Genomic DNA, 16,371 nt, shown 5'->3' on the forward strand with positions numbered 1-16,371 from the left:
GGGGGTACGGGACTAAGGGTGCCGTGCGTCGGGAGGGCGCGGTGACCGACGGTGAGCGCGGGGTGCGGCGCGGGGGCCGGGAAGGGGTGAAAGGGGCAGAACGAAGCCCCCGATCACGGGGGAACAACCGGGGGCTTCGCGTCTGCGGCGGCTCCGAAAAGCCGCACATTAAGAACGTAAGACCTGTCCCACCCGTCGGTCAAGCGGAGTTGGAGACACGCCGGGCCGGATGCCGACTGCTCGGCAGGGAGACCGGAACTGATCACGTTGGGTGAGGGGCCGGTTCGGTTCCCGCTGTCGCGGGCGGCGCAGGAGACACCACGTACCCCTCCCGCACCTCCCGTACCAGCGCGTCGGCGAACGGCCACGAGGGATCCGCTGTGAAATGGCTGGTCTCCGCCATCGTCCAGCCGTCCCAGAACCCGGTCTGCGCCGGTCCGTCGCGCCGGCGCCCCCGGCGCCAGGACTCCTCGGCGCCCCGGTCCATCCACAGCAGCCGGGCGAGGTACGGCCGCAGGCCCCGCCGTCCGGCCCCGACCCCCTCGATCAGGACGACGGGGGCGGGCTCCAGGAGGAGGGGCGTACCGAAGCGGCGCAGGGTCCAGTCGTACGGCGCGTAGCGCGCGCTCGTCCCGCGCGCGAGGGGTTCGATCACCTGATCGAGCAGCCGGGGCAGCCACGCGAACAGCTCCTCGTGTGTCGCCAGGTCGTCGAGACGCAGGACGGGCGCGCCGCCGAGCGCGTCCGCCAGGCGGGTGGCGAAGGTGCTCTTCCCGGAGCCCGCGTGGCCGTCGACCGCCACCAGCCGTACGGGACCGCAGGAGGGCGGCAGGGCGCGCAGGGCTGCGGCCACATCCGTCAGATCGTCCATCCGCCCAGCCTACGAGGGGTGGGGGCGGTGGTCCGGCGCCCGGTGGTCCCGCAGGTCATGCCACTGGTCGAGACCAATATTGCTCGCGCCACGCGGGCCGAATCGCTGGCAGGAGGCCGCCGGGAGCCTGGATAGTTGACGACTGCCGGGCAGCCGCCCCTTCCCCCCTCTCGCCCTTCCCCCCTTTCTGCCTCGACCGGAGGTCCCCCCTGTGACCCGTCCCACCTCCCGCAGAACCGTACTGGCCGCCGTGTTCGCGTCCGCCGCGTCCGCCGCCGTGGTCTCCGCCGTCCCCGCGGCCGCCCTGTCCGCCCCCCGAACCGAGCCACTGGTGGACAACTCCTTCTGGACCTCGTACTCCGACTGGCGCGCGGGCGAGGCCCGGGGCACCCGCGCCGTGGCGGGCGCCCGGCCCTCCCTGGCGATCGGCTCCCCCACGGGCCGCACCGACTACGCCGATCCGCACACCGGGCTGACCACCGCCTGGGAGTACGGGACGTGGACCTCGCCGGTCCACCGTTCGGCCGTCCCCGCCACCGAACTCGTCGCCTCCTGGAACGCCACGACGCCGGCCGGTACCTGGATCCAGATCGAGCTGCGGGGCGACTACTCCGACAAGACCCGGACCCCGTGGTACGTCCTCGGCCGCTGGACCTCCGGTGACGGCCCCGACGACATCCGGCGTACCTCCGTCGACGACCAGACGGACGGGCGCAGCAGCATCTGGACCGACACGTTCGCCGTGGACGACGCGGCGAGCGGGCTGCGCCTGGCCTCGTACCAGCTGCGGCTCACCCTGTACCGCAAGCCGGGCACCCGGCTCACCCCGACCGTGCACCGGCTCGGCGCGATGGCGTCCGACATCCCCGACCGGTTCACCGTGCCGGCCTCCGCGCCCGGCCTGGCGCGGGAGCTGACCGTGCCGCGCTACTCGCAGAACACCCATGCCGGGCAGTACCCGGAGTACGACAACGGCGGCGAGGCCTGGTGCAGCCCCACCTCCTCGCAGATGATCATCGAGTACTGGGGGCGTAGGCCCACCACCGAGGATCTCGCCTGGGTCGACCCGTCCTACGCGGACCCGCAGGTCTGCCACGCGGCCCGGTACGCGTTCGACTACCAGTACGACGGGTGCGGAAACTGGCCCTTCAACGCCGCGTACGCCGCCACGTACCGGGACCTGAACTCGGCGGTCACCCGGCTCGGTTCGCTGACCGACGTGGAGAACCTGGTCCGCGCCGGCATCCCCGTCATCACGTCGCAGTCGTTCCTCCAGAAGGAGCTGACCGGGGCGGGTTACGGCACGGCGGGGCACCTGATGACCGTGATCGGCTTCACCGAGTCCGGGGACGTGATCGCCAACGACCCCGCCTCGCCCGACAACAACGCGGTACGGCGGGTGTACCGGCGGGCCGAGTGGGAGACCATCTGGCTGCGCACCAAGCGCTACAACGCGGCGGGGAACATCACCTCGGGGACCGGCGGCGTCTGTTACGTCTACTGGCCCGCCGACCCCAGCACCGCCCAGCGGCACGCCCTGCGCGCGGTGGGTCTGCTCTGACCGGAAGCCCGGACCGCTCTGATCGAACCGGTCTCCGGCCGCCACCGGTGTCTCTGCAATACTGCGGGCATTCTGAGGCAGCCGGAGACCAGGACGCGAACGTGAATCGTAGTCAGCAGCGGGGCGCGTCCGCCCGATCACAGGTGCGACGCTCCGAACTCATCGCCACCGGAAGGAAGTTGTTCGCCGACACCTCGTACGACGCGCTGTCGATGGACGACATCGCCTCGCACGCCGGGGTGGCCAAGGGGCTGATCTACTACTACTTCGAGAACAAGCGCGGCTACTACCTCGCGATCGTCGAGGACGCCGTCACCGAACTCGTCACGCTCGCCGCGGGCGGCGCCGAACTCCCGCGCACCCAGCGCGTGCAGCGGACCGTCGAGGCCTATCTGCGCTTCGCCCAGTACAACGAGGCGGCCTACCGCACCGTCATCAACGGCGGTGTGGGCTTCGACACCCAGGTGCAGTCCATCCGGGACGCCGTGCGTACGGGACTGGTCTCCACGGTCGCCGACGGCGCCTACGGACACCACGACATCCCGCCGATCGCCCGGCTCGCGCTGCTGGGCTGGCTGAGCAGTGTCGAGTGGCTCACGCTCGAATGGCTGGCGCACCGCGACACGCTGCCCCGGGAGATCCCGCGCGACCTGCTGGTGCGGATGCTGCGTCACACCCTCAACACGATCGAGGAGTTCGCGCCGGAATGCCCGGCGCCGCCACCCGACCTGGAGTGGCGGCCGTTCACGGGCCTCGACGACCGGCAGGCGGAGAGCCTGCTCGACTCGCCGGACGGTCCCGCGCCGGGCGGGCCGGATGCCCGCCCGCCCGGCGAGGAGTGAGAACCGTCCTGCCTAGTTGATCGCCTTGATCAGCTCACCGTTGGTGGTGTCGCCGCTCAGCTCCCAGAAGAACGTGCCGCCAAGACCCTGCTGGTTCTTGTAGGCCATCTTCCCGGCGATGGTGGCGGGGGTGTCGTAGCTCCACCAGTTGTTGCCGCAGAAGGCGTACGCGGTGCCACCGACCGTACCGTTGGCCGGGCAGCTGGTCTTGAGGACCTTGTAGTCCTCGATGCCCGCCTCGTACTTGCCGGCCGCCGCGCCCGTCGCGGACCCGCCCGGCGCCTTCTGGGTCACACCGGTCCAGCCGCGCCCGTAGAAGCCGATGCCGAGCAGCAGCTTCGAGGCCGGGACGCCGAGGCTCTTGAGCTTGGCGATGGCGGTGTCGGTGGTGAAGCCCTGGGTCGGGATGCCCGCGTAGTTCGTGAGCGGGGAGTGCGGGGCCGTGGGGCCCTGCGCCGCGAAGGCACCGAAGAAGTCGTACGTCATCGGGTTGTACCAGTCGAGGTACTGCGCGGCGCCCGCGTAGTCGGCGGCGTCGATCTTGCCGCCGGGGGTGCCGTCGGCCGTGATGGCGGCGGTGACCAGGTTCGGGGCCTTGAACTGCGTCCGCAGCGCGGAGGCGAGGTTCTTGAAGGCGGCGCGACCGCTCGTGTCACAGCTCAGACCGCAGGAGTTGGGGTACTCCCAGTCGATGTCGATGCCGTCGAAGACATCGGCCCAGCGCGGGTCCTCCACCAGGTCGTAGCAGGACTTCGCGAAGGCGGCCGGGTTCCGCGCGGCCTCGGTGAAGCCACCGGACCAGGACCAGCCGCCGAACGACCAGATGACCTTCAGGCCGGGGTGCTTCGCCTTGAGCTTGCGCAGCTGGTTGAAGTTGCCGCGCAGCGGCGCGTCCCAGGCGTCGGCCTTGCCGTCCACGCTCTGGTCGGCGGTGTACGCCTTCTCGTAGTCGGCGTACGAGTCGCCGATCACACACTTGCCGCCCGTGACGTTGCCGAAGGCGTAGTTGATGTGCGTGAGCTTGGCGGCGGAACCGGACGTCTCGATGTTCTTGACGTGGTAATTCCGGTCGTACACACCCCAGTTGGTGAAGTAGCCGACCACCTTGCTGCCGGCTGCGGCCGCTGCCGGCGCGGCGGCCCGCTGGGCCGCCTGCTGCGCGGCCGCCGGCGACGTCGGCGCACCCGCGGAGGCGCTGCCGGCCCCGGCGAGGAGGCTGACACCGAGAGCGGCGGTACACGCGGCGGCGACGAGCGCCCGGAGCCGGGCGCGAGGACGGTGAAGTGTGAGCACGAAGTCTCCTCGTGGGGGAGGACGTACGGGTGGGGGAATGGCCGGACGGGACGGAGCGGTGGAAGGACGGCCGGCCACGGTCCGGATGTGACATGAACACCGAACCCGTTCCGGGTGGACGTTAGAAGGACTAGACCACTGCGGTCAATGGTGCGGACCAACTCGGCCGCACCGTAAGGGGACGAACGGGACGGGCCGGGCGCCCGGGCACGCGCGGAGGCGCGCGGAGCGGGCGGATCCGCCCCGGTGACGGGGGGCCGCCGATCGGGCATACTCAACGCGCCACAACCGCTGGTCAGCCCCTTCCGCGATCCGGGAAGGCAGCATCGGTTGGGCAGTACGCGTCCGGGGGCACCCCGGACCTCAGCCGGCGGCGCCGCCCCACCCCGCGCGCGACCGCCGCAGTGTCCCGACAGGGAGGAGAGCGCCGCCATGCCCGACCGCGCCCCGCAGCCGGTGGAACGTCACCTGCCCACCGAAGAGTCCGAGGACCTTCTCGCGCTCGTACGCGACATCGCCCAGCGGGAGATCGTTCCCGCGGCGGCCGAGGAGGAGGAAGCGGGACACTTCCCGCGCCCGCTCTTCACCCTGCTCTCCGAGTCGGGCCTGCTCGGCCTGCCGTACGACTCCGCCCTCGGCGGCGGGGACCAGCCGTACGAGGTCTACCTCCAGGTCCTCGAAGAACTCGCCGCCGCCCGCCTCACCGTCGGCCTCGGCGTCAGCGTCCACTCCCTGGCCTCCTACGCGCTCGCCGGGTTCGGCAGCAAGGAGCAGCAGGCGGAACACCTCCCCGCGATGCTGGGCGGCGGTCTGCTGGGCGCCTACTGCCTCTCCGAGCCCGCCTCGGGCTCCGACGCCGCCTCGCTGCGGACGCGCGCGGTCAGGGACGGCGACGACTGGGTCATCACCGGCACCAAGGCCTGGATCACCCACGGCGGGATCGCGGACTTCTGCACGGTCCTGGCGAGGACGGGCGGCGACGGCGCGCGGGGCATCACCGCGTTCCTCGTGCCGGGCGACGCCCCCGGCCTGCACGCCGCCGTCCCGGAGAAGAAGATGGGCATGAAGGGCTCGCCCACCGCCCAACTCCACTTCGACGGCGTGCGGGTGGCGGACGACCGGCGCATCGGGGAGGAGGGGCAGGGCTTCGCGATCGCGCTCGCCTCGCTCGACTCGGGACGCCTCGGGATCGCCGCGTGCGCCGTCGGCCTCGCGCAGGCGGCCCTGGACGAGGCCGCGGCGTACGCGACGGGCAGGCGGCAGTTCGGCCGCCCCATCGCGGACTTCCAGGGACTGCGCTTCCTGCTCGCGGACATGGCGACACAGATCGAGGCGGGCCGGGCGCTCTACCTCGCCGCCGCGCGCCTGCGCGACGCCGGCCTGCCGTTCTCCCGGCAGGCCGCCATGGCGAAGCTGTTCTGCACGGACGCGGCCATGCGCGTCACCACCGACGCCGTACAGGTCCTCGGCGGCTACGGCTACACGACGGACTTCCCCGTCGAGCGCTATATGCGCGAGGCGAAGGTGCTCCAGATCGTGGAGGGCACCAACCAGATCCAGCGGATGGTGATCGCCCGTCAACTGCTGGGCCCGGAAAGCCGCTAGGGCGCGCCCTGGGCCGGGGCGCGGACCCGCACCATGCCGAACACGTCGTCATGGTGCGGGGGTTGGCTCACGTACGGTACGGCTCCGCGCTCACGCGGCGCGTGAGGCCTGACGCGCCGCCGGGAACGACTTGAACGGCCGCGAGCCCGGGCCGCCGACGTGCGAGAAGGGTTGCGTCCGCCAGTCGAGTCCCTGAGGAAGCGTCAGGAGCAGCGCGGTGTGCTGCTCCTGGGCCTCAGGCGACTCGTCGGCGGCCCCGGCCTCCGACGCCCGGCGTCCCGTACCCGCGCACACCGTGAGCACGAACGGGTTCCACGGAGACGGGCACAGCGCGTGCTCGGGCAGGACGTCCTCGTCCGCCAGGAGCGCGATCGGCCGGGCGCAGTCCGGGCAGACGACCCGGTACATCTCGAACGTGTCGTAGAGATCGGACTCGTCGAACTCATCGGAATCGTCCGCCTCGACAAGCTCGACGGATTCCGGTTCGCCGCGTCCTGCGCGCTTCAGGCTCTGCATGGAGACATTCCCCCTCGGGTGGGCCGACCAGGCACTTGTGGTCTCGACCACAGCAAGCAATTCCCTCCGTGCGCGTCCGGTAACCGTGAGGTCCCGATGGACCGCCCCACAGATCTGTGGCGTTCGTCACATGCCCGCCGCACGTGTCCGCGAGGCACGGGGAGGCCTTCCACAAGAGACCTCCGGCCGACTGTGCCGGAGGGGGCCCGGGGCAATAGGTTGATCCGTATGGAGGAGCTGGATCGTCAGATCGTGGAGTTGCTCGTCAAGGACGGCCGGATGAGCTACACCGACCTGGGCAAGGCCACCGGCCTGTCCACCTCGGCGGTGCATCAGCGGGTCCGCCGGCTGGAGCAGCGCGGTGTCATCCGCGGGTACGCGGCCGTGGTCGACCCCGAGGCCGTCGGCCTGCCGCTGACCGCCTTCATCTCCGTGAAACCCTTCGACCCCAGCGCCCCCGACGACATCGCGGACCGTCTGGCCTCGGTCCCCGAGATCGAGGCGTGCCACAGCGTCGCCGGGGACGAGAACTACATCCTCAAGGTCCGGGTCGCCACCCCGCTGGAGCTGGAGCACCTGCTGACCCGCATCCGCGGCCTGGCCGGCGTCTCCACCAGGACGACGGTGGTCCTCTCCACGCCGTACGAGGCCCGCCCACCGCGCATGTGAGCGCCTGCCGTGTCTCACAGGGATGTCGTACCGGGTCCCCGGCGGCGGGGCGCCCGGCCGGAAAAGGGACACTGGTCGGCATGACCGAGAGCGAAACCCGCACCGTGCTCCTGCGCGGCGGAGAAGTCCACAGCCCCGCCGACCCCTTCGCCACCGCCATGGTGGTCGAACGCGGCCATGTCGCCTGGGTGGGCTCGGAAGGGGCGGCCGACGCCTTCGCCACCGGGGTGGACGAGGTCGTCGACCTCGACGGCGCGCTGGTCACCCCCGCCTTCACCGACGCCCACGTCCACACCACCGCGACGGGTCTCGCGCTCACCGGCCTCGACCTGTCCGGCGCGCGGAGCCTGCGGGACGCGCTCGGGCGCGTACGGGCCCACGCCACCGCGCACCCCGGCGTACGGATCCTCCTCGGCCACGGCTGGGACTCCGCCCGCTGGCCCGAGCGGCGTGCACCGTCCCGCGCCGAACTGGACGAGGCGACGGGCGGGCGGCCCCTCTACCTGACCCGTATCGACGTGCACTCCGCCGTCGCGACCACCGCCCTGCTCGACCTGGTCCCCGGCGTCACCTCCCTCACCGGCTACGACCAGGAGGGCCCGTTGACGGCCGCGGCGCACCACGCCGTCCGGGCGGCCGCCCACGCCGCCGTCTCGCCCCACCAGCGCGCCGAGGCCCAGCGCGCGGCCCGGCACCACGCCGCCTCGCTCGGCATCGGGACCCTGCACGAATGCGCGGGACCCGACATCTCCGACGAGGACGACTTCACCGCGCTGCTGGCCCTGGCCGCCGGCGAACCGGGACCCCGGGTCCACGGCTACTGGGCCGAGGCGATCACGGACGGGAAGGGCGCCGCGCGCGTGCGCGACCTGGGCGCCGCCGGCGCGGCCGGTGACCTCTTCGTGGACGGCTCCCTCGGCTCCCACACGGCCCACCTGCGCGAGCCGTACGCCGACGCCCCCCACACCGGCACCGCCCACCTCGACGCGGCCGCCGTCGCGGCCCACGTCACGGCGTGCACCGAGGCCGGTCTCCAGGCCGGTTTCCACGCCATCGGGGACGCCGCCGTCGGTGCCGTCGTGGACGGCGTGCGCGCCGCCGCCGAGCGGCTGGGCCTGGCCCGCGTCAGGGCCGCCAGGCACCGCGTCGAACACGCCGAGATGCTCATCCCCGAGACGATCGCCGCCTTCGCCGAGCTGGGGCTCACCGCCTCCGTCCAGCCCGCCTTCGACGCGGCCTGGGGCGGCGAGGACGGCATGTACGCCGAACGGCTGGGCATCGAGCGGGCCCGGACACTGAATCCGTACGCGGCCCTGCTGCGCGCCGGCGTCCCGCTCGCCTTCGGGTCCGACAGCCCGGTCACCCCGCTCGACCCCTGGGGCACGGTCCGCGCGGCGGCCTTCCACCGCACGCCCGCACACCGGATCTCCGTCCGGGCCGCCTTCACCGCCCACACCCGGGGCGGCTGGCGGGTCCTCGGACGCGACGACGCCGGTACGCTCGTGCCGGGTGCCCCCGCCGACTACGCCGTCTGGCGCACCGGCGCCCTGGTCGTCCAGGCCCCGGACGACCGGGTGTCCCGCTGGTCCACCGATCCCCGCTCGGGCACCCCGGGACTGCCCGATCTCACGCCGGGCGGACCGCTGCCGGAATGCCTGCGGACCGTTGTCGCCGGACAAACGGTGTTTGTGGGACCGAAAGAGTGACGTACGGACATTTCGTACCGCCGACCGATGCTTCCCGGCCTCCGCCGCGACCTGCGGATCTTCCCCACTGACCTGCTGATTTGGGTCAACACCGCAGGTCAAACGACTGTTGACAGTAAGCAGTCACCGGCGGGTAGGTTCGGCCGAGTCCACCACAGGACGTCCGTCCGGCAACCTCCGCGCAGTCGTCGAACGCCGCTGGGCCACGGGGCGGTGTGCCGCACCGGCGCACCTCCACTGGGAGCCAGGTCCAGCACCCGCGTCTCGGGGGCGAGGGAAGTTTCGGCCGGCCGGCAGGTGCGACCCGGGCGGGGTCCCGGCGTTCAGTAGACAACGGCTTTCGGTCGACCCGCAGCCAGCGGGTCCCAGGTCGGCCCGAAGGACGCCGGGTCCCGATCCGTAGGTCCGCGATGCGGTGACCACCCACCCTCACGTGCTCGCTAAGGTGGTGCCTCGGCGTACGGCGCGATTGAGGGGCAGCAGTGAACGACGGTGGTCAGAGGCGGTACGGCCCGCTCGGTAAAGCCTTGGTGATCATCCCGACCTACAACGAGGCCGAGAACATCAAGCCGATCGTCTCCCGGGTCCGCGCGGCGGTGCCCGAGGCCGACATCCTGATCGCCGACGACAACAGCCCGGACGGCACCGGCAAGCTCGCGGACGAGCTCGCGGCCGAGGACGGCCAGGTCCGGGTCCTGCACCGCAAGGGCAAGGAAGGGCTGGGAGCGGCCTATCTGGCGGGCTTCCGATGGGGCATGGAGCACGGCTACGGCGTCCTGGTCGAGATGGACGCCGACGGCTCCCACCAGCCCGAGGAACTGCCCCGGCTGCTGACCGCGCTCAAGAGCGCGGACCTCGTCCTCGGCTCCCGCTGGATGCCGGGCGGGCGCATCGTCAACTGGCCCAAGAACCGGGAGTTCCTCTCCCGGGGCGCCAGCACCTACTCGCGGCTCCTGCTCGGTGTCCCCATCCGGGACGTCACCGGCGGCTTCCGCGCCTTCCGGGCCGAGACCCTGGAAGGACTCGGCCTCGCCGCCGTCTCCTCCCAGGGCTACTGCTTCCAGATCGACCTCGCACGGCGCGCGGTCGAGGCCGGATTCACGGTCGTGGAGGTGCCGATCACGTTCGTGGAGCGTGAGGTGGGCGACTCCAAGATGAGCAAGGACATCGTCGTGGAAGCGCTCTGGAAGGTCACCGCCTGGGGCGTCGAGTCCCGGGCGAACCGCTTCCTCGGCCGCAAGCCCTCCTGAGCTGCCTGAGGTCGTCGGCCCGGCTCTTCCGCCCGGCCCCGCCCGGCCCTTCCTCCCGGCTCTTTTGATTGCTCCCATACGCCGGACCGACCCCCGCCCAGGCACACTGGAACCATGACGACCGGACATCCTGGGCCTCCTCGGACCCCGCCCACGCGCTCCCGTGCCCGCACGCTGATCCCGCTGGGCCTCGCTCTGTGGGTGGTGCTGGAGATCTGGCTGCTGATCTTCGTCGCCGGGGTCTCCGGCGGCCTCACGATCCTCGCCCTGCTCATCGGCGGGGCCGTGGTCGGCGCGGTGGTCATCAAGAGCGCCGGCCGGCGGGCCTTCGCCAACCTGACCGCGACCCTCCAGCGCCAGCAGCAGGCGCAGCAGGCCGCCGGTCCGCAGGCCGTGGCGCCGCCGGAGGGGCACGGGTCCACCGGCAACGGGTTCCTGATGCTGGGCGGCCTGCTGATCATGATCCCCGGGCTGATCACGGACGTCCTGGGCCTGCTCCTGCTCATCCCGTTCGTACGGAAGGCCCTGGGCCGGTACGCGGAGCGGTCGCTGGAGCGCCGGATGAGCGCCGTGGCGGCGCCCGGCAGCCTGGGCGACGCCTTCCAGCAGGCCCGGATGCGGCAGCCGGACGGCAAGGTCGTCCAGGGCGAGGTCATCCGGCACGACGAGCCGCCGCGCCCGCCGGAGGACAACGGCCCCCGGCCGCCGCTCTCGAAGTAGCGAGGCCGACAGGGTCCACAGGACAGACTCCACAGAACAGCCGATGGGCCCGGCACACGGTGTGTGTCGGGCCCATCGGCTGTTCTGTGGCTCTACTGCGTTATGCGCTCTTATGACTTTTGTGCGGTGGTTACATGCTCGCGGTCAGGCCGACTTCCGGCTGTCCCGCGGGTGCACGGCGATGTTCATGGCGCCGGAGCGCAGGACTGCCAGCCGTTCGGCCAGCACCTCCTCCAACTCCTCGCGTGTGCGCCGCTCCATGAGCATGTCCCAGTGCGTACGCGCAGGCTTGCCCTTCTTCTCCTCGGGGCCATCTCCGTCGACCAGGAGTGCCTGGGCGCCACACGCCTTGCACTCCCACTCCGGCGGGATGTCCGCCTCCACCGAGAACGGCATCTCGAATCGATGTCCGTTCTCGCATGCGTACTCCACCGCCTGGCGCGGGGCCAGATCGATGCCGCGGTCCGTCTCGTAGCTGGTAACCACGAGTCGCGTGCCGCGGAGAGCTCGCTCACTCATGAATCGTGCCTCCCGGGCTTGTCGCCCACAGGACAGGTGTCGCTGTCGTCGTCATCCGGTCAACGTCCGGTCCGCGGTAAAGATTCCCGTGCCGGGTCTTGCGTCGCCCGTCGTGCCGCCCCTTGTTGTACCCACCAGTGACCGCTTTGTCACCTCTGACAGAAGATGTCACCCGGCGAATTCATTTCTCCACTACGCAGGAACGGTCCGCCCGGCAGGCCAAACGCGTACACTACCGCCCTTTGACTTCAACGTCTAAATCCGTGCCGGTACGGGGTTTCCCGCGGCGGCGATCGCCCGCCCCACCGGCACCCTCGCCAGCAGGACGGACCCCACGACGAAGAACACCACCAGGGAGATGATCGCATCCCGGTAACTCCCCGTGAGCTGGTACGCGAGCCCGAACACCAGGGGTCCCAGCCAGCTCAGCCCCCGGTCGCTCATCTCGTACGCGGAGAAGTACTCGGCCTCCTTGCCGCGCGGCACCAGGTGGGAGAAGAGCGAGCGGGACAGCGCCTGGCTGCCGCCCAGCACCAGTCCGATCGCCGCCGCCAGTGCGTAGAACGCCACCGGCGTCCCGGCCGGCAGGAAATAGCCTGCCCCGAGGATCAGCGTCCACACCGCCAGGGAGGCGAGGACGGTCCGCTTGGCACCGTACGACCTGGCCAGCCTGCCCATGCCGAGCGCGCCCGCCACGGCCAGGATCTGCACCAGCAGCACGGCCGTGATCAGCGTCGTCTGGTCCAGGTCCAGTTCCTCGGAGCCGTAGACCGAGGCCTGTGAGATCACCGTCTGGATGCCGTCGTTGTAGACCAGATAGGCGAGCAGGAACGACAGGGTCAGCGGATGGCGGCGCATGTCCCGCAGGGTGTTCCTCAGCTGCCGCCAGCCGGTGCCGACCGACCCCTCGCCGTGCGCCGGCACCGCGCGGTCCCGTAGCCGGCGCAGCGGGACGAGCGTGAAGGCGCCCCACCAGACGCCGGCCGAGGCGAGGCAGATCCGTACCGCCGTCGACTCGGAGACGCCGAACGTGTCGTGGCCCGTGTACAGGACGAGGTTCAGCACCAGCACCAGGGCGCCCGAGGTGTAGCCGAACGCCCACCCCCGGGAGGAGACGGCGTCGCGCTCCTCGGGCCCGGCTATCTGGGGCAGGAACGCGTTGTAGAGCACCATCGAGACGGACAGCGAGGCGTTCGCCACGATCAGCAGCAGCGCGCCCAGCAGATAGCGGTCGCCGTCCAGGAAGAACATGCCGGCCGTGGCGGTCGCGCCCAGGTACGCGGAGGCCGCCAGCAGCGGCTTCTTGCGTCCCGTACGGTCGGCCGCCGCGCCCGCCAGCGGCATCACGAGCACCGCCACCACGACCGACACGGAGACGGAGTAGGCGAAGACCGACCCCGCGCGCAGGGGGATGCCCAGCGGGTGCACGAACCCCTCCGCGTCGGCGGCGGCCTTGGCCACCGAGGTGAGGTACGGGCCGAGGAAGACGGTGAGGACGCTCGTGGAGTAGACGGAGCAGGCGAAGTCGTAGAAGTACCAGCCTCGTTGCTCGCGCCTGCGGTCGCGCACCCCGTCCGGCCCGCCCGGGCCGTCCGGCTCTTCGGTACGGTCCACGGTCTCGGCGGTCACCCGCGCCCCCTCGATCAGTTCCCGGCGTTGAGTGCCCGGCGTTCCCTGTGCGGCGTCCGGTGTCCGGCGTTCAGTGCCAGGCTCCCCGCGCGGTGAACACCGTGCGCAGCGTTTCCAGTTGATCGGTCATGATGCCATCCACGCCGAGGTCCAGCAGGGCCTCCATGCGATCCGCCTCGTTGACGGTCCAGACGTGCACGTGAAGACCCCGCGCGTGGGCCGTCCGTACAAAACGCTCGTCCACCACCGGGATGCCGCTCTGCGCCTGGGGCACCTGCGCCGACACCGCCCCCGCCCGGACAGGGAAGGGGACCCCGTACGAGCGAAGTCGCAGGCCCAGCACGCCCCGTACGCCGTACGAGGTGGCCAGGCGGGGGCCCGCGAGCCGCGCCGCCGCCGCCACCCGGCGCTCGGAGAAGGACCCCACGCAGACCCGGTCCCAACTGCCCGTCCTGCGGATCAGGTCGACCAGCGGGACGAGCGCGGGGGCGGCCTTGATGTCCACGTTCCAGCGGGCGTCCGGGAATTCGTCCAGCAGGTCGGCGAAGAGGGGCAGCGGCTCCTTGCCCGCCACCCGCGCCTGCCGTACCTCCTCCCAGGGGAGGTCGGCGATCCGGCCGTGCCCGTCCGTCACGCGGTCGAGGGTCGTGTCGTGGAAGGCGACCAGACGGCCGTCGGCGGTGGTGTGGACATCGGTCTCGAAGTAGCGGTAGCCGAGGGAGTCCGCGCGGCGGAAGGCGGCGGCGGTGTTCTCCAGGCCCTCGGCCGCGCCGCCGCGGTGCGCGAAGGGGATCGGGCCCGGGTGGTCCAGGTACGGATGGCGTGGGTGGGTCACGGCCGCAGTATGGCCTGCTCCGGTGACCCGGCGGCGACGACGGGGCTGCTTGCGGGCGCCGCCGGGACGGCGAAGACACGAAGGAAGAGCTGCGCGAGCGGGCCTATGGCCAGGGCGTACGCCACCGTGCCGATCCCGACCGAGCCGCCGAGGGCGAAGCCCGTGGCCACCACGGCGATCTCGATGGAGGTACGGACGAGCCGGATCGAGCGGCCGGTCACCCGGTTCAGCCCGGTCATCAGACCGTCGCGCGGGCCGGGGCCGAAGCGGGCCGCGATGTACAGGCCGGTGGCGACCCCGTTGAGGACGATGCCCGCGACCAGCAGGGTGATCCTGGCGGGCGCGCCGTGGGCGTCGGGGACGAGGGCGAGGGTGGCGTCCATGGCGATGCCGACCACGAAGACGTTGGAGACCGTGCCGGGCCCCGGGCGCTGGCGGAGGGGTATCCACAGCAGCAGGACGGTGGCGCCCACGATGATCGAGACGACGCCCATGGACAGGCCGGTGCGCTCGGACAGTCCTTGGTGAAGCACTCCCCACGGCTCCAGACCCAGCCCGCCGCGCACCAGCAGCGCCGCGCTCGCCCCGTACAGCGCGAGTCCGGTGGAGAGCTGGAACAGCCGACGGCTGAGATGGACGCCCCGGAGGCCGGCGGTGGTGGACATGAAGGGGTCTCCTGATGCGATGGTGGACTGGTACGCATCACTCTGTGGCTGGCTCCTCCTCGCCAACCATGGCCAATCCGGTGAAGGTGGACTGACTTCTATGGCGCAGTGGACCTCTGCTGTCGGCGCGGCGCAGCTCGCCCGGCAGCTCAAGGCGCAGCACGACCGGCCCGCGGGGCCGAACAGCCGCCGGCCGCCGGCGTACCGGGCGCTCGCGGAGGGGGTCCGGCTGCTCGTGCTGGAAGGCCGGGTGCCGGTCGCGGCACGGCTGCCCGCCGAGCGGGAGCTGGCCGTCGCGCTGTCGGTGAGCCGTACGACGGTGGCCGCCGCGTACGAGGCGCTGCGCGCCGAGGGCTTCCTGGAGTCCCGCAGGGGCGCGGGCAGCTGGACGGCGGTCCCGGCGGGCAGTCCGCTGCCGGCGCGCGGGCTGGAACCGCTGCCGCCCGAGGCACTGGGCTCGATGATCGACCTGGGTACGGCCGCGCTGCCCGCGCCGGAGCCCTGGCTCACCCGGGGCGTCCAGGGGGCTCTGGAGGAGCTGCCGAGGTACGCGCACACGCACGGCCGCTATCCGGCGGGGCTGCTGGCGCTGCGGCAGACGGTCGCGGACCGCTACACGGCCCGTGGCATCCCGACCATGCCCGAACAGATCATGATCACCACGGGCGCGATGGGCGCGATCGACGCGATCTGCCAGCTCTTCGCGGGCCAGGGGGAGCGGATCGCGGTGGAGTCGCCGTCGTACGCGAACATCCTCCAGCTGATGCGGCAGGCGGGCGCCCGGCTGGTGCCGGTCGCGATGGCGGAGGGGCTGGCCGGCTGGGACCTGCCGCGCTGGCGTCAGGTGATGCGGGACGCGGCGCCCCGGATCGCGTACGTCGTGGCCGACTTCCACAACCCGACCGGGGCGCTGGCCGACGACGACCAGCGGCGCCAGCTGGTCGACGCGGCGCGTTCGGCGGGGACGGTGCTCGTCGTGGACGAGACCATGGTCGAGCTGCCGCTGGACGACGGCCTGGAGATGCCGAGGCCGGTCTGCGCGTTCGACCCGGCGGGCAGCACGGTCCTGACGGTGGGCTCGGCGAGCAAGGCGTTCTGGGCGGGGCTCAGCATCGGGTGGGTGCGGGCGGCGCCGGAGGTCATCCGGTCGCTGGTGTCGGCGAGGGCGTACGCGGACCTCGGCACGCCGGTGCTGGAACAGCTCGCCGTGAACTGGCTGATGCGCAGCGGCGAGTGGGAGGACGCGGTCGCCTTCCGGCAAGGGCAGGCGCGGGGGAACCGGGACGCGATGGTGGCGGCGGTACGGGAGCAGCTGCCGGACTGGGAGTTCGCGGTGCCCCGCGGCGGCCTGACCCTGTGGGCGAGGACGGGCGGCCTGTCGGGCTCGCGCCTGGCGGAGGTGGGCGAACGGGTGGGCGTACGGGTCCCCTCGGGCCCCCGCTTCGGCGTCGACGGCGCCTTCGAGGGCTACGTACGCCTCCCGTTCACGGTGGGAGGCCCGGTGGCGGCCGAGGCGGCGACACGCCTGGCGACGGCGGCGCGCCTGGTACGAGGCGGCGCGGGCACGGGCACGGACACCCCGAAGTCCTTCGTGGCGTAACGCGCTGCCGCGCGTGGGTCCGCCGTTCCTCGCGGGCCGGACATGACGACCGGGTGCGGGGCACATCAAGCCCGTCCGGCGTTTGAGGAC

15 protein-coding genes are annotated in these 16,371 nt (G+C 72.0%); 8 read left to right on the forward strand and 7 right to left on the reverse strand.

The features are described from left to right. Positions 1–262 precede the first annotated feature (262 nt). Positions 263–871, reverse strand: a complete 609-nt coding sequence (locus tag OG349_RS30160; RefSeq protein WP_327237585.1) for a uridine kinase family protein — start codon at positions 869–871, stop codon at positions 263–265. Between the two features lie 211 nt (positions 872–1,082). On the opposite strand from OG349_RS30160, the gene OG349_RS30165 reads away from it, so the two are divergent. Together OG349_RS30165 and OG349_RS30170 are read left to right on the forward strand one after the other, a co-directional pair. After that, positions 1,083–2,432 (forward strand): peptidase C39 family protein, encoded by a 1,350-nt coding sequence (locus OG349_RS30165; RefSeq protein ID WP_327237586.1) that lies wholly within the window; start codon positions 1,083–1,085, stop codon positions 2,430–2,432. A 101-nt stretch (positions 2,433–2,533) separates the two neighbouring features. Continuing rightward, a complete protein-coding gene (locus tag OG349_RS30170) occupies positions 2,534–3,274 on the forward strand; it encodes a TetR/AcrR family transcriptional regulator (protein WP_327237587.1) in 741 nt (246 codons plus the stop codon). Between the two features lie 12 nt (positions 3,275–3,286). Here the strand turns inward: OG349_RS30170 and OG349_RS30175 are convergent, their stop codons facing one another. Beyond that, positions 3,287–4,567 (reverse strand): glycoside hydrolase family 18 protein, encoded by a 1,281-nt coding sequence (locus tag OG349_RS30175; RefSeq protein WP_327237588.1) that lies wholly within the window; start codon positions 4,565–4,567, stop codon positions 3,287–3,289. Between the two features lie 432 nt (positions 4,568–4,999). Here OG349_RS30175 and OG349_RS30180 point away from each other — a divergent pair, with 432 nt between their 5' ends. Continuing rightward, entirely contained in the window at positions 5,000–6,172 is a 1,173-nt protein-coding gene (locus OG349_RS30180; RefSeq protein ID WP_327237589.1) for an acyl-CoA dehydrogenase family protein, read from the forward strand. A 90-nt stretch (positions 6,173–6,262) separates the two neighbouring features. Here the strand turns inward: OG349_RS30180 and OG349_RS30185 are convergent, their stop codons facing one another. Continuing rightward, complete coding sequence (locus tag OG349_RS30185) at positions 6,263–6,688, reverse strand: hypothetical protein (protein WP_327237590.1); 426 nt, start codon at positions 6,686–6,688, stop codon at positions 6,263–6,265. 228 nt (positions 6,689–6,916) lie between these two features. Here OG349_RS30185 and OG349_RS30190 point away from each other — a divergent pair, with 228 nt between their 5' ends. The 4 genes from OG349_RS30190 to fxsA all read left to right on the forward strand — a co-directional run bounded on the left by OG349_RS30190 (position 6,917) and on the right by fxsA (position 11,033). Then, positions 6,917–7,357: an Lrp/AsnC family transcriptional regulator gene (locus tag OG349_RS30190; RefSeq protein WP_167034295.1), complete on the forward strand. Its 441-nt coding sequence runs from the start codon at positions 6,917–6,919 to the stop codon at positions 7,355–7,357. Between the two features lie 80 nt (positions 7,358–7,437). Beyond that, positions 7,438–9,063, forward strand: a complete 1,626-nt coding sequence (locus OG349_RS30195) for an amidohydrolase (protein ID WP_327237591.1) — start codon at positions 7,438–7,440, stop codon at positions 9,061–9,063. A gap of 482 nt (positions 9,064–9,545) precedes the next feature. Then, positions 9,546–10,313, forward strand: a complete 768-nt coding sequence (locus tag OG349_RS30200; RefSeq protein WP_327237592.1) for a polyprenol monophosphomannose synthase — start codon at positions 9,546–9,548, stop codon at positions 10,311–10,313. Between the two features lie 114 nt (positions 10,314–10,427). Continuing rightward, complete coding sequence (gene fxsA / locus OG349_RS30205) at positions 10,428–11,033, forward strand: FxsA family membrane protein (RefSeq protein ID WP_327237593.1); 606 nt, start codon at positions 10,428–10,430, stop codon at positions 11,031–11,033. Between the two features lie 144 nt (positions 11,034–11,177). Here the strand turns inward: fxsA and OG349_RS30210 are convergent, their stop codons facing one another. The 4 genes from OG349_RS30210 to yczE form a co-directional block, all read right to left on the reverse strand. After that, complete coding sequence (locus tag OG349_RS30210) at positions 11,178–11,552, reverse strand: RNA polymerase-binding protein RbpA (RefSeq protein WP_161311542.1); 375 nt, start codon at positions 11,550–11,552, stop codon at positions 11,178–11,180. A gap of 255 nt (positions 11,553–11,807) precedes the next feature. Continuing rightward, a complete protein-coding gene (locus OG349_RS30215) occupies positions 11,808–13,181 on the reverse strand; it encodes an MFS transporter (protein ID WP_442806335.1) in 1,374 nt (457 codons plus the stop codon). Between the two features lie 70 nt (positions 13,182–13,251). Next, positions 13,252–14,016, reverse strand: coding sequence for a glycerophosphodiester phosphodiesterase (locus OG349_RS30220; RefSeq protein WP_327237594.1), 765 nt, complete (start codon positions 14,014–14,016; stop codon positions 13,252–13,254). Then, entirely contained in the window at positions 14,013–14,681 is a 669-nt protein-coding gene (yczE, locus tag OG349_RS30225) for a membrane protein YczE (RefSeq protein ID WP_327237595.1), read from the reverse strand. The genes OG349_RS30220 and yczE overlap by 4 nt, the downstream gene beginning before the upstream one ends. A gap of 100 nt (positions 14,682–14,781) precedes the next feature. Between yczE and OG349_RS30230 the strand changes: the two genes are divergently transcribed. Further along, entirely contained in the window at positions 14,782–16,281 is a 1,500-nt protein-coding gene (locus tag OG349_RS30230) for an SCO1417 family MocR-like transcription factor (RefSeq protein ID WP_327237596.1), read from the forward strand. Positions 16,282–16,371: the final 90 nt, after the last annotated feature.

This window comes from Streptomyces sp. NBC_01317 (genome assembly GCF_035961655.1).
Lineage (GTDB): Bacteria > Actinomycetota > Actinomycetes > Streptomycetales > Streptomycetaceae > Streptomyces.